Consider the following 15,638-nt stretch of genomic DNA (forward strand, 5'->3'; position numbering starts at 1 on the left):
CTCAGATTTCCTTCACGTGATCGAATGGCTCCAGGCACGCGCGGCAGCGGTAGAGCGCTTTGCACGCGGTGGCGCTGAATTCCGAAATCAGTTCTGTCTCAGGGGAATCGCAGCGCGGGCAGCGGATGGCGCGCGCGGGCGGAAGCAGGGTCAGCGCAATGGGTCCCGCGGTCGGGCGCGGCGCCGGGCCGGGTTCGGAGTAGCCGTTCTCGCGCAGTTTGCGCCTGCCCTCCGGGGTGATCCAGTCGCTGCTCCACGCGGGGGCGAGGACGGTGTCCACCCTTACCTCGGTGAAACCGTGCACACGCAAGGCGGATTCGATATCCAACCGGATGGCGCCCATGGCCGGGCAGCCGGAGTAGGTGGGCGTGATCCGCACGACCACACCCGCATCGCTCACCTGAACATCGCGCAGCACACCGAGATCGGCGATGGTGAGCATGGGCATCTCCGGATCGAGCACCGACTCCACCACCGCGCGGGCCGCCGCGGGGTCGGTCGCGGTCACCACACGCCCTCCGGATGTTCGCGGGCCACACTCTGCATCTCGGCGAGCATCCGACCCAACCCCTCGGTGTGCACGCCTTGACGACCGGCGCGACCGGCAATCCCTGCGGCCGAAACACCCTCGGGCGCCTCCACTTCCGCCGCACCGAGAATGGTGGCCAGTATCTCTTCGACCTCCGCGGCGATCTCGGCGGGGTCCACCGCGACACCGACGGCGGCCAATGCGCGTTCGTCCTCAGTCCCGACGAACAGTTCGGGCAGGAACGGCCAGACCTGGCGCAGGGCCGCCCCGAGTCGACGCTGCGACTCGGGCGTGCCGCCGCCGAGGACCACCGTCCAGCGGGCGGCATAATCCCGGTGGTAGGTCAGCTCTTTGACGCCCTTGTGCGCCACCGCCGCGAGCACCGGATCGCGCGAATCGCGCAGCCGGGCGAAAACCGCCAGCCGCCAGGTGGTCAGCACGAGGGTGCGCACCACCGTCTGCGCGAAATCGCCGTTGTCGAGTTCGCACAGGCGCACATTGCGGAATTGCGATTCGGCGCGGAAGAAGGCCAGCGCGTCCTCGTCCGGAATCGGCGAGGATTCGGGCAGCCGCGGCACGGCGCTCGGATCGGCGGCCGCGGCGCGCGCCAACAGCAGACGCGCCTGGCCGAGCAGGTCGAGCCCGATATTGGCGAAGGCCACCTCCTCCTCCAACTCCGGTGCGTGCGTGACGAATTCGATGAGCCGCTGCGCGCCGATCAGCGCGTCGTCACCGAGCATCAGGCAGTAGCGGGCCAAGGCGGGTAGGTCGACGTCGCGCGGGACGGTGGTGTCGACGCCCGCCAGCGGGTCGTCGAAATCGGTGCCGAAGGCCCAGCGGCCGTCACCGTCGCCCCCGACCAGACCGTCGAACGGATTGTCGTGATCGATCATGGTCGGGCCTCACATATGGGGGACGTTGTCGGGAATCCGATAGAACGTCGGATGCCGGTAGATCTTGTCGCCGCTGGGCGCGAAGTACGGGTCGCGCTCGGCCGGACTGGACGCGGCGATGGCCGAGGAGCGCACCACCCAGATACTCACACCCTCATTGCGCCGGGTGTACACATCGCGCGCGTGCCGCAGCGCCATCTCGTCGTCCGGCGCGTGCAGCGAACCGACATGCACGTGGTTGAGCCCGCGTTTGCCGCGTACGAACACCTCGTACAGCGGCCACTCGGAGCGAGTTCCGGTCATGGTCGCATCTCCTTGTTCTTGTCGGCGAAAGCCGCGGCGGCTTCGCGCACCCACGCGCCGCCCTCGTGCGCGGCCCGCCGCACCTCGATCCGCTGCGCGTTGCACGCGCCATTGCCCGCGATCACCTGGGACAGTTCGGCCCAATCCGGTTCGCCGAAGTCATGGGACCCGCGCTCGTCGTTCCAGGACAGCTCCGGATCCGGCAAGGTGACCCCGAGCGCCTCGGCCTGCGGCACGCTCATATCCACGAACCTTTGGCGCAGTTCGTCATTGGTGTGTCGCTTGATGCGCCACCGCATGGAGCGCTCGGTATTGGGCGAATCGCCGTCGGGCGGACCGAACATCATCAGCGCGGGCCACCACCACCGATCCACGGCCTCCTGGACCATGTGCCGCTGGGCATCGGTGCCGCGCATCATGGTCATCAGCAGTTCGTAGCCCTGCCGCTGATGGAAGGACTCCTCCTTGCAGACTCGGATCATGGCGCGGCCGTAGGGGCCGAACGAACTGCGGCACAGCGGCACCTGGTTGCAGATGGCCGCACCGTCCACCAGCCAGCCGATCACGCCGACATCGGCGAAGTTCAGCGTCGGGTAGTTGAAGATGGAGGAGTACTTCTGGCGACCGGAGATGAGCCATTCGGTGAGTTCGCCCCGGTCGGCGCCGAGGGTCTCCGCCGCCGAGTACAGATAGAGTCCGTGCCCGGCCTCGTCCTGGATCTTCGCCAGCAGGATGGCCTTTCGGCGCAGCGATGGCGCGCGGGTCAGCCAGTTGGCCTCGGGCTGCATGCCGATGATCTCGGAGTGTGCGTGCTGGGCGATCTGACGAATCAGGTTGGCGCGGTAAGCGTCCGGCATCCAGTCACGCGGCTCTATGCGCTGGTCGGCCGCGAGGACGGCGTCGAAGTACGCCTGCTCGTCGGTGGGTGCGGTCATGGAATCGTCCTTCAGTGGCCTGTGAACACGGGGGTGGATTTGGTGAGGAAGGCCGTGACGGCGGCGCGGTGATCGGCGCCGGCTCCCAGGAATTCCTGGGCGACGCGCTCACGCTCCAGCGTCTCGGCCAGCGGCGCCTGCGCCGCGAGCAGCCGCTTGACCTCGCGGTAGGCCGCCGTCGGGCCGGAGGCCAGCTGCTGCGCGAGATCGCGTGCGGCCGATTCCAGTTCGGCGTCGTCGACCACGCGGTGCACCAGTCCGAGCTCACCGGCCTGCGCGGCGGTGAGGCGGTCGCCGAGCAGCATGAGCCCGGTGGCGCGGGACAGGCCGAGCGAGCGGACCAGCGAGTAGCTCAGCCCGGAGTCGCTGGCCAGAGCGATCCCGGTGAAGGCGGTGGCGAATTTCGCTCCCGCACCGGCGATCCGGATATCACCCGCCAGCGCCAAGCCGAGACCCGCCCCCACGCACCCGCCCTGGATGGCGACGACCACCGGCACCTCGAGGGCCGAGACGGCCGCGATAAGTGGATTGTAGTGCGCCCCAACGGTGCTCATGGCGGTGCTCGGATCGGCGTCCAGCGCCGCGCTGTGCTCGGCGAGGTCCTGGCCGACGCAGAAGTTCTTGCCCTCGGCGCGCAGCAGCACCGCGCGCACGGTCGGGTCGGAGGCCAATTCCCCGACCGCGGCGAGCAATTCCTCCTTCAGCGCCCGGTCCAGCGCATTGGAGGCGGCGGGCCGCGACAACGCCAGTTCGGCGAGGCCGTCGGCGCGGGCAAGGGATACGGTGGCGCTCATCGGGTTCCTTTCGTCGCGTCCGCCCACTCGTGGAAGCCGCGACCGCTCTTGCGGCCCAGTTCCCCTCGGGCGACCTTGTCCCGCAGCAATTGCGGCGGCTCGAAGCGCGGGCCGAGCGTCGCGGCCAGGTGCTCGGCGATGGCCAGCCGCACATCCAGGCCGACCAAATCGGTGGAACGCAGCGGTCCCATCGCGTGCCGATAGCCCAATTCCATGGCCCGGTCGATGGATTCGGCGTCGGCGACGCCCTCCTCCAGCATCCGGATGGCCTCCAGACCGAGGCAGACACCCAGTCGGCTGGTGGCGAATCCCGGTGCGTCCTCGACCAAGACCTCTCCCTTGCCGAGGGCGGCCACCCAGTCGCGCACCCGCAGCACCACTTCGGGTGCGGTCTCGGGTGCGCGCACGATCTCGACCAGTGCCGAGGCCGGAACCGGGTTGAAGAAGTGGGTGCCGAGGAACCGGCTCGAATCCTTCAGCACCGCACCGAGTTCGGCGATGGACAGCGAGCTGGTGTTCGAGGCCAGCACGGTCCGCGGGCCGACGACCCGTTCGGCGGCGGCGAGCACCTCGGCCTTGAGCCGGGCGTCCTCGGGCACCGCCTCCACCACCAGGTCCAGCTCGGCAGTCAGCTCGGCGATATCGCCCACCACCGCGACGCGCCCCATGATGGCGTCGATCTCGGCCGGATCCACCGTATTTCGCGCAGCGGAGGCGCGCAGACCGCGCCGGACCCGCTCGCGGGCCGCATCGGGATCGGCGGGTTCGGCGGGTTCGGCGATGCGCACGACGCTGCCGAGGGTGGCGAAGACCTGCGCGATACCCGCGCCCATCCGGCCGCCGCCGATCACCCCGACCGCAGCCGGAATCACCTTGTCCGTCATCGTTTTCCCTTCTCCAGGAAGGCGGTCATCCGCTCGTACTTCTCGGCGCTGTCGAACAGCACCGCCTGGGCGATGTCATCGGCGCGCCCGCCGTCGGCGACGAGTTTGCTCAGTCGCAAGGCCAGCGGGGACTGACGGAGCATTCGGTCGATGACGGCGTTCGCGGCGGCGATGTGCGCACCCTCGGGCACCACCTCCAGCACCAGACCGCAGCCGAGCGCCCGCGCGGCATCGAGTCGAATCCCGGCGAGCAGCACCTGTTTGGCGATCGAGGCGCCGACCAGCTCGGCCAGCCGGTAGCTCGCGCCCGCTGCGGCCATGATGCCGAGTCCCGGTTCCGGATTGGCGAATACGGCGGTGGTCGTGGCGATTCGGAGGTCGCAGGCGTATGCCAGTTCCGCGCCGCCGCCGAACGCGCACCCGCTCACCGCCGCCACGGTGGGTTGCGGCAGCGCGGCCACCCGATCGAACAGTCGCCGGTTGATGCCCGCCAGTGCCTCCGGGACCCCGCGTGCGCGCAATTCGGCGATATCCGCACCGCCCGCGAAGTGTTCGCCGCGTCCGGTGAGCAGCAGCGGCTTGGGATCGCGCTCCAATCGCGCGCAGACCTCGTGCAATTCGCCGATCATCGCGGCGTCGATGGCATTGCGGCGGGCGGGCCGATCCAGCACGACCACCGTGCGGTCCGCCAGTTCGCTCACCTCGATGGTGGTGAAGCCGGTCACGGCGCCTCCACCAGCATCGCGACCCCCTGGCCCACACCGACGCACAGCGTGGCGAGTCCGCGCCGCGCGCCCTCGCGCCGCATCCGACCCAGCAGGGTCAGCACGATCCGCGCACCCGAGCAGCCGAGCGGATGTCCGAGCGCGATGGCGCCGCCATCGGCATTGACCAGATCCGGGTCGAGCTTCAATTGCCGCATGACACCGAGCGATTGGGCGGCGAACGCTTCGTTCAGTTCGATCGCGCCGACGTCGTCCATCGACCAGCCCGCCCTGGCCAACACCTTCCGGGTCGCCGGCACCGGACCGAGGCCCATGATGTTCGGTGGCACACCGGCATTCGCCGCGGCGACGATGCGACCGCGCACCGTGAGTCCGTGCGTGCGAACCGCCTCGCCGCTCGCGAGCACCAACGCGGCGGCGCCATCCGAGAGCGGCGAGGAGGATCCGGCCGTGACAATGCCGTTCGCCCGGAAGACCGGACGCAACGCGGCCAACTTCTCGGCGGTCGTCGCGCGCCGCACCGTCTCGTCGGCGACGAATTCGCCGCCGCGCACCGGGACCGGCACGATATCCGCGCGAAAGTGCCCGGCATCCATGGCCGCGGCCGCGCGCTGCTGGCTGCGCAGCGCGAACTCGTCGCTCTCGGCGCGGGTGACGCCCTCGGCGACCGCGACTTCCTCGGCGGTCTCCCCCATCGTCAAGGTGACTTTGCGCACCTCGGGCGGCGCGTCGCGCACGCAAGCATCGGCGGCGGTGAACTTCGGATTGGTGAACCGCCACCCCAGGGCGGTATCTGCCACTTCACCCGGTTTCGCCCACGGCGCACCGGGTTTGGCCATGACCCACGGCGCGCGCGTCATCGATTCCACACCGCCCGCCACGATCAGATCGGCCTCGCCGCCGCGAATCATGGCCGCGCCCGTGGCCAGCGCGGTGAGCCCGCTCGCGCACAACCGATTGACGGTGAACCCCGGCACGCTGTCCGGAAGTCCGGCCAACAGCGTCGCCATGCGCGCGACATTGCGATTGTCCTCGCCCGCCTGATTGGCCGCGCCGAGAATCACCTCGTCCACCGCGTCGGCGGGAATTCCGCTCCGGCGCACCGCCTCCCGGATGACCAGGGCCGCCATATCGTCGGGCCGCACCTCGGCCAGCGCACCACCGTAGCGGGCGAGGGGCGTCCGCGCCCCGTCGACCAGATAGACCTCACGCACTCGCACACTCCTGTCGTCTCCCTCCATAATTACCGAATGTTCGGTCGGTAATCAAGTGCGGGAGAGGAGACTGCCGCAAGTTCGCCGGAAACTGACAAGATGGTCCGATGAGTTCTCCCCGCACCACCGCGCGATCGGGCCCCGGCAGGCCGGGCTACGACCTCGACTCCCTGCTCTCGGTCGCCGTCAAGGTGTTCAACGAGAAGGGCTACGAGGGTACGAGCATGGAGGCGCTGGCCCAGCGGCTCGGGATCACCAAATCCTCCATCTACCACCACGTTTCCGGGAAGGAGGAGTTGCTGGACCTGGCGCTGGGACGGGCGCTGAACGGATTGTTCGGGGTCACAACCGAACTCGAGGTGACCTCCGGCCGATACATCGACCGGCTCGAACACCTGGTCCGACGCAGCGTGCGGGTGCTCGCCACCGAACTGCCCTACGTAACGCTGCTGCTGCGGGTGCGCGGAAACAGCGCGGTGGAGCGGCGCGCCCTGGCCCGCAGGCGCGAATTCGACGAGATCGTCACCCGACTGGTGACGGCGGCGGTCGAGGAGGGCGATCTGCGCCCGGATATCGACCCCGCCCTGATCAGCAGGCTGATGTTCGGCATGGTCAACTCCATTACCGAGTGGTATCGGCCGCGCGGGGACACCTCGGTCGACCAACTCGCCGACGCCGTCGCGCATATGACCTTCGACGGTTTGCGCACGCGAGTTCGCTGACCCCGGTTCACCGAACTCCTACCCCTATGCCGCTTGACACTCGCTAGAGTGGGAGCGATGGTAATTACCGACCGAATGGACGGTAGATGGGAGATATCGTGAGCAGGCTGTTGCAGAGCTATGTGCGCGGAGGGTGGCATACGCCGCCGGACAGCGGCACGCCGATACTCGGCGCAGTGGACGGCGGCGAGGTCGCCCGAATCTCCTCGACGGGCATCGACTTCGCCGCCGCGCTCGACTACGCGCGCACCGTCGGCGGACCCGCGCTGGCGCGGCTCACCTTCCACGAGCGCGCCGCCCTCCTCAAAACACTCGGCCTCGCGCTGCTGGCACAGAAAGAGGAGTTCTACGCCGAATCCCGCCGCACCGGCGCCACCGACCGCGACTCCGGCATCGATATCGACGGCGGTGCGGGCACCCTGCTCAGCTACGCCAGCCGCGCCAAGCGCGAATTGCCCAATGACACCGTGTATCTCGACGGCGCCGTCGAACCGCTCGGCAAGCGCGGCACCTTCGTCGGCCAGCACCTCTACACCTCGCGGCGCGGGGTGGCGGTGCAGATCAACGCGTTCAACTTCCCGGTCTGGGGTTTCCTGGAGAAGTTGGCCCCCGCCTTCCTCGCGGGCGTGCCGACCATCGTCAAACCCGCCAGCCCCACCGCGTATCTCACCGAACTGGTCTTCCGGCGCATTATCGAATCCGGCGTGCTGCCCGAAGGATCGGTGCAGCTCATCTGCGGCGGCGTCGGCGATCTGCTCGATCACCTCGGCGGACAGGATTCACTGCTGTTCACCGGGTCCGCGCACACCGCCGCACTGCTGCGCGCCCATCCCGCGATCGTGCGCAACAGCGTGCGCATGACCGCCGAGGCCGATTCGCTCAATGCCTCCATCCTCGGCGCCGACCTCACCGCCGAAGCACCGGAGTTCGATCTCTATGTGCGCCAACTGGTTACCGAGATGACCGCGAAGGCGGGCCAGAAGTGCACCGCCATCCGGCGGGCGCTGGTGCCCGAAGCGCTGGTCGAGCCGGTGATCGAGGCGGTGCGGGCGCGGCTGGACAAGGTGCTCGTCGGCACGCCGGGCGCCGAGGGCGTCACCATGGGCGCACTGGCGAGCACGGGTCAGCGCGACGAGGTGCTCAAAGCGGTGCGAGCGCTCGAGACGAGCAGCAGCATTGTCGTCGGCTCGGCGCAGGCCCCCGAGGGACCCGGCGCATTCCTCTCGCCGATCCTGCTGCGCTGCAACAGTTCCGACGCGGCCGAACCGCACGAGATCGAGGCATTCGGTCCCGTCGCCACCGTCATCGGCTACCGCGACACCGCCCACGCGATCGAACTGACCGCCCGCGGACAGGGCAGCCTGGTGGCCTCGCTGGTCACCGCCGACCCGACCGTGGCGCGCGAAATCGTTCTCGGACTTGCCCCCTACCACGGCCGGGTCTTGGTGCTGAACAGCGAGGACGCCAAGGAGTCGACCGGACACGGCTCACCGCTGCCGGTGCTGGTGCACGGCGGTCCGGGCCGCGCGGGCGGCGGCGAGGAACTCGGCGGCATTCGCGGCGTGCTGCACCACATGCAGCGCACCGCCGTTCAGGCCTCGCCGAATATGTTGACCGCCATCGGCGGACGCTGGGTCACCGGCTCGGCACAGGCCGAGGACGGCGTGCACCCGTTCCGAAAGAGCCTGGTGCAGTTGCGCATCGGCGATACCATCCGGTCCGGCCCGCGCCAGGTCACCGGCGCCGATATCGATCACTTCGCCGAGTTCACCGGCGACACCTTCTACGCCCACACCGATCCCGTTGCCGCGGCGGCCAATCCGCTCTTCGGGGGCATCGTGGCGCACGGCTACCTCGTGGTCTCGCTGGCGGCGGGCCTGTTCGTCGATCCGGCGCCGGGTCCGGTGCTCGCCAATTTCGGCGTGGACAACCTGCGCTTCCGCACCCCGGTCAAGGTGGACGACAGCCTCAGCGTCACCCTGACCGCCAAGGCGATCACCCCGCGCGCGAGCGCCGACTACGGCGAGGTCCGCTGGGACACCGTCGTCACCAACCAGGATGGCGACCCGGTCGCGACCTACGACGTGCTGACGCTGGTGGCCAAGTCCTGAGCGATCGGGGGTGCGGTGCCCACCGCACCCCCGACGCGCCGGGCGTACTCCGCCTTCGCTCCGGCCGTGCGCGAGATTTTGGGCCGCGGCGCCTGCTAAACGTTGGAAAGCCGGTCGCGCAGTTCACGTTTGAGGATCTTCCCGGCGCCCGACAGCGGCAGCGATTCGGCGAGATCCATACTGCGCGGCACCTTGTATCCCGCGATGAGATCCTTGCAGTGCGCGCGCAACTCCTCGATCTCCACTCGCACACCGGATTTGGGGACGACGACCGCGTGCACGCGCTCGCCCCACCGATCGTCCGGCAGGCCGATCACCGCGCACGCGGCCACCGCCGGATGTTTGGCCAGCGCGTTCTCCACCTCGATGGAGTAGACGTTCTCCCCGCCGGTGATGATCATGTCCTTGATCCGGTCCACCACGAACACGTAGCCGCGCTCATCCATGAATCCGCCGTCGCCGGTGTGCATCCAGCCGCCGCGCAGGGCGCGCCGCGAGTCCTCCGGTTTGTTCCAGTAGCCGAGCATCACGTGGTCGCCGCGCGCGACGATTTCGCCCACGGTGCCGCGCGGCACCTCGATATCCGCGTCGTCCACCACGCGGACCTCGGCGTGCGGCACCGCGCGCCCGGCGGCCCGGCGCAGCGCGGGCTCGTCGTGATCGGACGGGGACAGCAGGGTCGTGATCGGCGACAGCTCCGTCATCCCGTACGCCTGCGCGAATTCGGCGGCCGGGAACAGCGCGCGGGCGCGTTCGAGCACCGTCTCCGAGATCGGTGACGCGCCATAGAGGAAATGCCGCATGCTGCCGGTGTCGTGCTCGATGCCTGCGGCAGTGCCCCCGGAAGCGAAATCCACCAGCATCTGAATCATGGTCGGCACCAGCAGCGTATCGGTGACGCGATGCGCCGCCATGGCCTCGAGTGCGGCCGCCGCGGTGAAGGACGGGATCATGACGTGGGTCGAGCCCGCCAGATTTCCGATGGTCCACATGGCGATATCGGCCATATGGAACATCGGGGCCGCGTGCAGGACCCGACCGCCGGGCGTCGCGGTGAATCCCGTCGAGAGCGCGCCGAGGCCCGAGGTGACGAGATTGGTGTGACTGATCATCACACCCTTGGGTTCGCCGGTGGTGCCGCCGGTATAGAACAGGCCGAGCAGTGCGTCACCGCCGGTGCGGGTATCCGGGACCGGCGGTGTGCCGTCGATCAGGTCCTCATAGCTCAATGCGCCGTCGGGTAGCGGTCCATCGCCCGTGTGGATCACCGTCGACAGGTGCGGGACCCGATCCCGCAGTGCGGGCGCCTTGTCGATGAACGCGTCGTCCACCAGCAGCACCTCGGTCGCCGAATCGATGAGCGAGTACGCGATCTCGGCCGCGGACCACCGGGTATTGACGGGATTGACCACGCCACCGATCCACGGCACGGCGAACAGGTATTCGTGGTACCGGTCCGAATTGAGGCCGAGGTAGGCCACCCGATCCCCCGCACCCACCCCCAATTCGCGCAGCGCTCCCCCGAACCGCGCGATCCGATCCACCGACTCCCCTACCGTGCGGACCCGCGCACCGCAGATCGTCGCGATCCGATCCGGATTCTGCTGCCGCGCACGATGCAGCGACTGGGTGAGATACATCGGTGTTTCCTCCAACCGGCCGAACTCCGCGCCTGCTTGCGGCGCGTCCGCGACACCTGTGTCGCGTCAACGGAATTCCAACACGCCACCGCCCGACCGCCGGTCGAATTCGCGAATCCCGCTCGCACCGCAGCCATCTGTAAGTACATTTGCAAGTGCATCGCCAGCACTTTCGGCAGGCGGGCCGGACGTGTCAGAATTTGGAGGTGCCAGCTGCGCAGAATGCGGGTCCAGGGCGGCTCTTGCCCGCCGGGCGCGTGCAAAACACCGACAGGACAACTGTTTTGCACCTGTTGCTGGGTGCTCGCCTGCGCCGGATGCGCCAGGATCTCGACATCAAGCAGCAGGCGGCGGGCGCGGCCATCTACGCCTCGGCCTCCAAAATCAGCCGCCTGGAGACCGGACTCACCAGCATCACCGAGACCGATGCCCGAAATCTGCTGCGGCTCTATCACGTGCCCGAATCCGAGCAGGCGCAGTACCTGACGTGGGTGCGCCAGGTCAATGCGATCCGGGGTTTCACCGAGGAGGATTCGCCCGAGAGCGGACTGGACGCGCTGCTCGATTTCGGCTCAGTGGCGACGCTGCGTCGCTATGAGCATCGCTGCGTCCCCGATATCCTGCAAACCGAGCAGTACGCCTGCGCCGCTTCGGAACTCACCAAACATCTCGGGAGGCCGGGCGAGGTCGAGCAGGCCCACACCCTGCGCCTGGAACGCCGCGCGGCCGTCCTCGGCGCGGCCCCGCCCACGGTGTGGTTGATGATCGAGGATTCCGCCCTGCGCCGCCGCATCGGCGGAACCGCGGTGTGGCGCGCGCAGATCGCCGAACTCATCGACCTGACCCGACTGCGCCACATCATCATCCAGATCATCCCCGACGACGCCCACGTGCCCGCCTTCTGCGCGAACTCGTTCACCATCCTGCGCTTCCGCGATCCGGATATGCCCGATGTGGTCTGCCTGCACCAACTCACCGGCACCCACTACCTGTCCACCACCACCCTGCTCCCCCAATTCCAATACCTCGCCAACCACATCTCCACCCTCGCCCCCACCCCGACCCACTCCCGCACCCTGCTCGAATCCCTACTGCGCGAAGATCCCTGACCCGCTCCGAGCGGTCGCCTGATCAGACCAACCATCGCTCGAGCTGTTCGGCAATGACCTTCACCTCATCGAGTTCACCTGTCGCGACAGCAATTACGAAGTCATAGGCATCGTCGGTGGACGCGTCGACGTCCGCGCCGTTTGGGTTCAGCATGCCCACGCACGACAAGGTCGTGGCCGGGAATCACATTCGGCCCAGTGCTGTGATCGGGTGTTCCAGATAGTCCGCGAACAGGCGTAGGAAGCCACCTGCTGTTCCGCCGTCGCAGACGCGGTGGTCGAAGGTCAACGAGACCTGGGTGACCTTGCGCAGCACCAGTTCTCCGTCGAGGGCCCAAGGGCGATCGATGATCCGTCCGATGCCGAGGAGTGCGGCCTCGGGATGGTTGATGATCGGGGTCGAACCGTCGACGCCGAAAACGCCGTAGTTGTTGAGGGTTATGGTGCCGCCGGTGAGCCTGGCGGGTGGGAGTTTGCCCGCGCGGGCCAGTTCGGTGGTCTCGCGCAACCGTGCCGCGAGTTCGACGGTTGTCAGGGAGTCGGCGTGATCGATCACCGGAACGACGAGTCCGCGCGGGGTCTGGGCGGCGAAGCCCAGGTGCACGTGGTCGTATCGGACGATTTCCGCGCGCGCGGTGTCCACCGTGGCGTTCAGGTCCGGATATCGGCGCAGCGCCGCCACCATCAGGCGTGCGATCAGCGGGAGCAGGCCGATCCGTTCCCCCTCGGGCAGCGTCGCATTGATCGTCGCGCGCGTGCGCAGCAGTTCCGTCGCGTCGAGATCCACCCAGGTGGTGGCGTCCGGAATCTCGCGCCTGCTCGTGGCGAGCTTGTCGGCGATCGCCTTTCGCACGCCGGTCAACGGGATGCGCACCACGCCATTCGCCGAACCGGCTCCCGCGACAGTGCGGGCGACCGAATCCCGTTCCATCCCAACCACACCCGCGCGAACGCCGTCCACATCGGCACGGGTGATGACACCACCGGCGCCGGTGCCGACCACCGAATCCAACTCGACTCCGCTCTCGCGAGCCAACTTCCGCACGAAAGGCGAAATCACCCGCGACGCGGACCGGTCGGGAACACCGGCCGCTCCCCCGTCGACCACCTGAACCCGGCGTCGCCGCTTGCGCACCTCGGTGCTCGTGCCGAATCCGATCAGCACATTCCCGGACCCGGCCCGCTCCTCTTCGCGATGCCGCTCGAATCCGGCTTCGCGAACCGCACTCTCGGCATCCGCCGCACCCGATGAATTCCCGCCATCGGAACTCCCGATGGTGATCAAGGCCGAACCCACGGCCAATGTCTCGTCCGCGGCCGCGTGCAGCGCGACTACGGTGCCCGCGAACGGAATCGGCACCTCCACCGCCGCCTTGGCCGTCTCGACCTCGACGACCATCTGATCGACCTCCACCGTATCCCCTACGGCGACAAGCCATTCCAAGACCACCGCTTCGGTGAGCCCTTCACCCAGATCGGGCAGGGTGAATACCTGATCGACACTCATGCCGTCACCGCCCAGCGGGTATCGGGCGCGTCATTCCACTGGAGCCGGTCCAGATAGTCCAGTACCCGGTCTACGCTCGGCAAATAGAGCCTTTCGAGTCTCGGCGCGGGATAGGGGATATCGAATCCGCCGACGCGAAGCACCGGGGCGAGCAGATGATGGAAGCACCGTTCCTGAACTCGCGCCGCGATCTCGGCACCCACCCCCGCGAACCCTTGGGATTCCTGGATCACCAGGCAGCGCCCGGTCTTGCGGACCGACGCGGTCACCGTCTCGTCATCGAACGGCACGATGGACCGCAGGTCGATCACCTCGATATCGCGCCCGTCGGCGGCGGCCGCCGATGCCGTCTCCAGGGCGATGGCGACCGACGGCCCATAGGCGACGAGGGTCGCGTCCCGACCGGGACGCAGTACGGCGGCCCGTCCGAGCGGCGCGCCGGGCGCGAGGTCGGTCTCGGCGCGAACGTGGTACAGGCGTTTGGGTTCGAGGAAGATCACCGGATCCGGATCCTCGATGGCCGCGCGCAGCAGACTGTAGGCGTCACCGACGGTGGCGGGCGTGACCACCTTGAGTCCCGGCGTGTGCGCGTAGTACCCCTCGCTGGAGTCACAGTGGTGCTCCACGCCACCGATGCCGCCCGCGTAGGGAATCCGGATCACCATGGGCACGGTCAGCGCGCCCCGCGTGCGATTGCGGATCTTGGCCACATGGGACACGATCTGCTCGAAGGCCGGGTAGGCGAACGCGTCGAACTGCATCTCGATGACCGGCCGATAGCCGCCCATCGCCATCCCGATGGCGAAGCCGACGATGCCGGATTCGGCCAGCGGCGTGTCGAAGCAGCGGCTCTCGCCGAAATGCGCGGTGAGCCCGTCCGTTACCCGGAACACCCCGCCCAGTGCGCCGACATCCTCGCCGAAGACGAGCACATTCTCATCGGCGGCCATCGCGTCGCGCAGGGCGTGATTGAGGGCCTGCGCCATGGTCAGCACGGTCATCGGATCTCCTCGGATTCGGCGGCCAGTTCGGCGGCGACCTGTGCGGCCTGTTCGCGCAATTGCGGTGTGGCGGTGGCGTAGACGTGCCGGAACAGGTCGTCGGGGTCGGTGGGGCGGTCGGCGTTCATCCGCTCGCGCAGTGTCGCGGCCGCGGTCTCCGATTCCGCGCGGATCCGCTCGACGGCACTGTCGTCGAGCAGATCCGCGGCGCGCAAATAGGTTTCGAGTCGCGCGAGGGGATCGCGGGCGAGCCAGGTCTGCACCTCGCTCGAATCCCGGTAGCGGGAGGCGTCATCGGCGTTGGTGTGCGCATCGATGCGATAGGTGTGCGCCTCCACGATGACGGGACCCCGCCCCGCCCTGGCGTATTCGACGGCGGCGTCCAGCACGGCGAGCATGGCGACCGGATCGTTGCCGTCCACCTGTTCGGACCCGATCCCGTAGCCGACACCCTTGTGCGCCAGCGAGGGCGCCACACTCTGCCGCGCCAGCGGCACGCTGATGGCGAACCCGTTGTTCTGCACCAGGAACACCACCGGTGCGCGGAAGACCGCCGCGAAGTTGAGCGCCTCGTGGAAATCGCCCTCGCTGGTCGCACCGTCGCCGCACAGCGCGAGCACCACCGTGTCGCGGCCGCGACGCCGTTCGGCGTGGGCAAGTCCGGCGGCGTGCGGGAGTTGGGTGGCCAGCGGGGTGCATTGGGGAGCGGTCCGATAGGCGGCGGCATCGTAGCCGCAGTGCCAATCCCCGGCGAGCAGCCCGAGCAGATCGACCGGGTCGAGTCCGCGCGCCGCGATGGCGACGGTGTCCCGATAGGTCGGGAACAGCCAGTCGGTGGGCGCCAGGCACATCGCGGCCGCGATCTGGCAGGCCTCCTGGCCGCGTGAGGACGGGTAGGTGGCCAGTCGGCCCTGTTTGGTCAGCGCGGTGGCCTGCTGGTCGAAGCGCCTGCCCAGCACCATCTTTCGATACATCTCGACGAGCCGGTCCGGAGTGGGCCGCGGATAGCGGGCGGTGGCCGCGACCGGTTCACCTGCGGGATCGAGGTACTGAACGGCCTGGTCGGCGGGGAGATATTCCCGATACGTCGGTGTATCGGTTCGGTCTACTAGGGGCACTTGCACCTCCAAAGGCAATCTGCCGGATATGCTGGCCGTCGAGAGGCAATGCGACGATGAATACGCGAATTCGCATGACAATCGGTGGCTCTCGGCCGCAGATCCGGGCAAAACGTCTCGGAGCACCGCGAATTCGATCGGCAGGTATGGACA

General features: G+C 68.4%; 16 protein-coding genes. 3 read left to right on the plus strand and 13 right to left on the minus strand.

Annotated elements, in window-relative coordinates:
* Position 1: 1 nt before the first annotated feature.
* The 8 genes from paaD to D5S18_RS20405 are packed head-to-tail and all read right to left on the minus strand — an operon-like array spanning position 2 to position 6,277.
* The gene (paaD, locus tag D5S18_RS20370; protein ID WP_439651151.1) at positions 2 to 508 is read right to left on the minus strand and encodes a 1,2-phenylacetyl-CoA epoxidase subunit PaaD; all 507 of its coding nucleotides are present in this window, start codon (positions 506 to 508) and stop codon (positions 2 to 4) included.
* Entirely contained in the window at positions 505 to 1,422 is a 918-nt protein-coding gene (gene paaC, locus D5S18_RS20375) for a 1,2-phenylacetyl-CoA epoxidase subunit PaaC (protein ID WP_120042634.1), read from the minus strand. Before paaC ends, paaD begins: the two co-directional genes overlap by 4 nt.
* Positions 1,423 to 1,431: 9 nt before the next feature.
* Positions 1,432 to 1,725: a 1,2-phenylacetyl-CoA epoxidase subunit PaaB gene (gene paaB, locus D5S18_RS20380; protein WP_120042635.1), complete on the minus strand. Its 294-nt coding sequence runs from the start codon at positions 1,723 to 1,725 to the stop codon at positions 1,432 to 1,434.
* Complete coding sequence (paaA, locus tag D5S18_RS20385; protein ID WP_120042636.1) at positions 1,722 to 2,660, minus strand: 1,2-phenylacetyl-CoA epoxidase subunit PaaA; 939 nt, start codon at positions 2,658 to 2,660, stop codon at positions 1,722 to 1,724. Before paaA ends, paaB begins: the two co-directional genes overlap by 4 nt.
* Positions 2,661 to 2,671: 11 nt before the next feature.
* A complete protein-coding gene (locus D5S18_RS20390; protein ID WP_120042637.1) occupies positions 2,672 to 3,454 on the minus strand; it encodes an enoyl-CoA hydratase/isomerase family protein in 783 nt (260 codons plus the stop codon).
* Complete coding sequence (locus D5S18_RS20395) at positions 3,451 to 4,338, minus strand: 3-hydroxyacyl-CoA dehydrogenase family protein (RefSeq protein WP_120042638.1); 888 nt, start codon at positions 4,336 to 4,338, stop codon at positions 3,451 to 3,453. Before D5S18_RS20395 ends, D5S18_RS20390 begins: the two co-directional genes overlap by 4 nt.
* The gene (locus tag D5S18_RS20400; protein ID WP_120042639.1) at positions 4,335 to 5,063 is read right to left on the minus strand and encodes an enoyl-CoA hydratase/isomerase family protein; all 729 of its coding nucleotides are present in this window, start codon (positions 5,061 to 5,063) and stop codon (positions 4,335 to 4,337) included. Before D5S18_RS20400 ends, D5S18_RS20395 begins: the two co-directional genes overlap by 4 nt.
* Positions 5,060 to 6,277 carry a thiolase family protein gene (locus tag D5S18_RS20405; protein WP_120042640.1) on the minus strand — a complete coding sequence of 406 codons (1,218 nt, stop codon included), beginning with the start codon at positions 6,275 to 6,277 and terminating at the stop codon, positions 5,060 to 5,062. Before D5S18_RS20405 ends, D5S18_RS20400 begins: the two co-directional genes overlap by 4 nt.
* A 107-nt stretch (positions 6,278 to 6,384) precedes the next feature.
* Between D5S18_RS20405 and D5S18_RS20410 the strand changes: the two genes are divergently transcribed.
* Together D5S18_RS20410 and paaZ are read left to right on the plus strand one after the other, a co-directional pair.
* Positions 6,385 to 6,999 carry a TetR/AcrR family transcriptional regulator gene (locus D5S18_RS20410; protein ID WP_120042641.1) on the plus strand — a complete coding sequence of 205 codons (615 nt, stop codon included), beginning with the start codon at positions 6,385 to 6,387 and terminating at the stop codon, positions 6,997 to 6,999.
* Positions 7,000 to 7,097: 98 nt separating this feature from the next.
* The gene (gene paaZ, locus D5S18_RS20415; RefSeq protein ID WP_120042894.1) at positions 7,098 to 9,110 is read left to right on the plus strand and encodes a phenylacetic acid degradation bifunctional protein PaaZ; all 2,013 of its coding nucleotides are present in this window, start codon (positions 7,098 to 7,100) and stop codon (positions 9,108 to 9,110) included.
* A 95-nt stretch (positions 9,111 to 9,205) separates the two neighbouring features.
* Here the strand turns inward: paaZ and D5S18_RS20420 are convergent, their stop codons facing one another.
* Complete coding sequence (locus D5S18_RS20420; RefSeq protein WP_120042642.1) at positions 9,206 to 10,750, minus strand: long-chain-fatty-acid--CoA ligase; 1,545 nt, start codon at positions 10,748 to 10,750, stop codon at positions 9,206 to 9,208.
* Between the two features lie 257 nt (positions 10,751 to 11,007).
* Between D5S18_RS20420 and D5S18_RS20425 the strand changes: the two genes are divergently transcribed.
* Positions 11,008 to 11,859, plus strand: coding sequence for a helix-turn-helix domain-containing protein (locus tag D5S18_RS20425; RefSeq protein WP_282434870.1), 852 nt, complete (start codon positions 11,008 to 11,010; stop codon positions 11,857 to 11,859).
* Between the two features lie 22 nt (positions 11,860 to 11,881).
* Here D5S18_RS20425 and D5S18_RS34940 read toward each other — a convergent pair whose 3' ends face one another.
* The 4 genes from D5S18_RS34940 to pdhA are packed head-to-tail and all read right to left on the minus strand — an operon-like array spanning position 11,882 to position 15,485.
* On the minus strand, positions 11,882 to 12,019 hold the full coding sequence (locus tag D5S18_RS34940; RefSeq protein ID WP_158607911.1) for a hypothetical protein: 138 nt from the start codon (positions 12,017 to 12,019) through the stop codon (positions 11,882 to 11,884).
* Between the two features lie 24 nt (positions 12,020 to 12,043).
* A complete protein-coding gene (locus D5S18_RS20430) occupies positions 12,044 to 13,366 on the minus strand; it encodes a dihydrolipoamide acetyltransferase family protein (protein ID WP_120042644.1) in 1,323 nt (440 codons plus the stop codon).
* The gene (locus D5S18_RS20435; RefSeq protein WP_120042645.1) at positions 13,363 to 14,367 is read right to left on the minus strand and encodes an alpha-ketoacid dehydrogenase subunit beta; all 1,005 of its coding nucleotides are present in this window, start codon (positions 14,365 to 14,367) and stop codon (positions 13,363 to 13,365) included. The genes D5S18_RS20430 and D5S18_RS20435 overlap by 4 nt, the downstream gene beginning before the upstream one ends.
* Positions 14,364 to 15,485, minus strand: a complete 1,122-nt coding sequence (gene pdhA / locus D5S18_RS20440) for a pyruvate dehydrogenase (acetyl-transferring) E1 component subunit alpha (RefSeq protein WP_239003892.1) — start codon at positions 15,483 to 15,485, stop codon at positions 14,364 to 14,366. The genes D5S18_RS20435 and pdhA overlap by 4 nt, the downstream gene beginning before the upstream one ends.
* Positions 15,486 to 15,638: the final 153 nt, after the last annotated feature.

It is taken from the genome of Nocardia panacis (assembly GCF_003598715.1).
Taxonomy (GTDB): Bacteria; Actinomycetota; Actinomycetes; order Mycobacteriales; family Mycobacteriaceae; genus Nocardia; species Nocardia panacis.

Excerpts from the sequence above, each read along its gene's own strand:
- paaC (WP_120042634.1), bottom strand. The coding sequence starts at position 1,422 with ATGATCGATCACGACAATCCGTTCGACGGTCTGGTCGGGGGCGACGGT.
- paaB (WP_120042635.1), bottom strand. The coding sequence starts at position 1,725 with ATGACCGGAACTCGCTCCGAGTGGCCGCTGTACGAGGTGTTCGTACGC.
- paaA (WP_120042636.1), bottom strand. The coding sequence starts at position 2,660 with ATGACCGCACCCACCGACGAGCAGGCGTACTTCGACGCCGTCCTCGCG.
- D5S18_RS20390 (WP_120042637.1), bottom strand. The coding sequence starts at position 3,454 with ATGAGCGCCACCGTATCCCTTGCCCGCGCCGACGGCCTCGCCGAACTG.
- D5S18_RS20395 (WP_120042638.1), bottom strand. The coding sequence starts at position 4,338 with ATGACGGACAAGGTGATTCCGGCTGCGGTCGGGGTGATCGGCGGCGGC.
- D5S18_RS20410 (WP_120042641.1), top strand. The coding sequence starts at position 6,385 with ATGAGTTCTCCCCGCACCACCGCGCGATCGGGCCCCGGCAGGCCGGGC.
- D5S18_RS20420 (WP_120042642.1), bottom strand. The coding sequence starts at position 10,750 with ATGTATCTCACCCAGTCGCTGCATCGTGCGCGGCAGCAGAATCCGGAT.
- D5S18_RS20430 (WP_120042644.1), bottom strand. The coding sequence starts at position 13,366 with ATGAGTGTCGATCAGGTATTCACCCTGCCCGATCTGGGTGAAGGGCTC.
- D5S18_RS20435 (WP_120042645.1), bottom strand. The coding sequence starts at position 14,367 with ATGACCGTGCTGACCATGGCGCAGGCCCTCAATCACGCCCTGCGCGAC.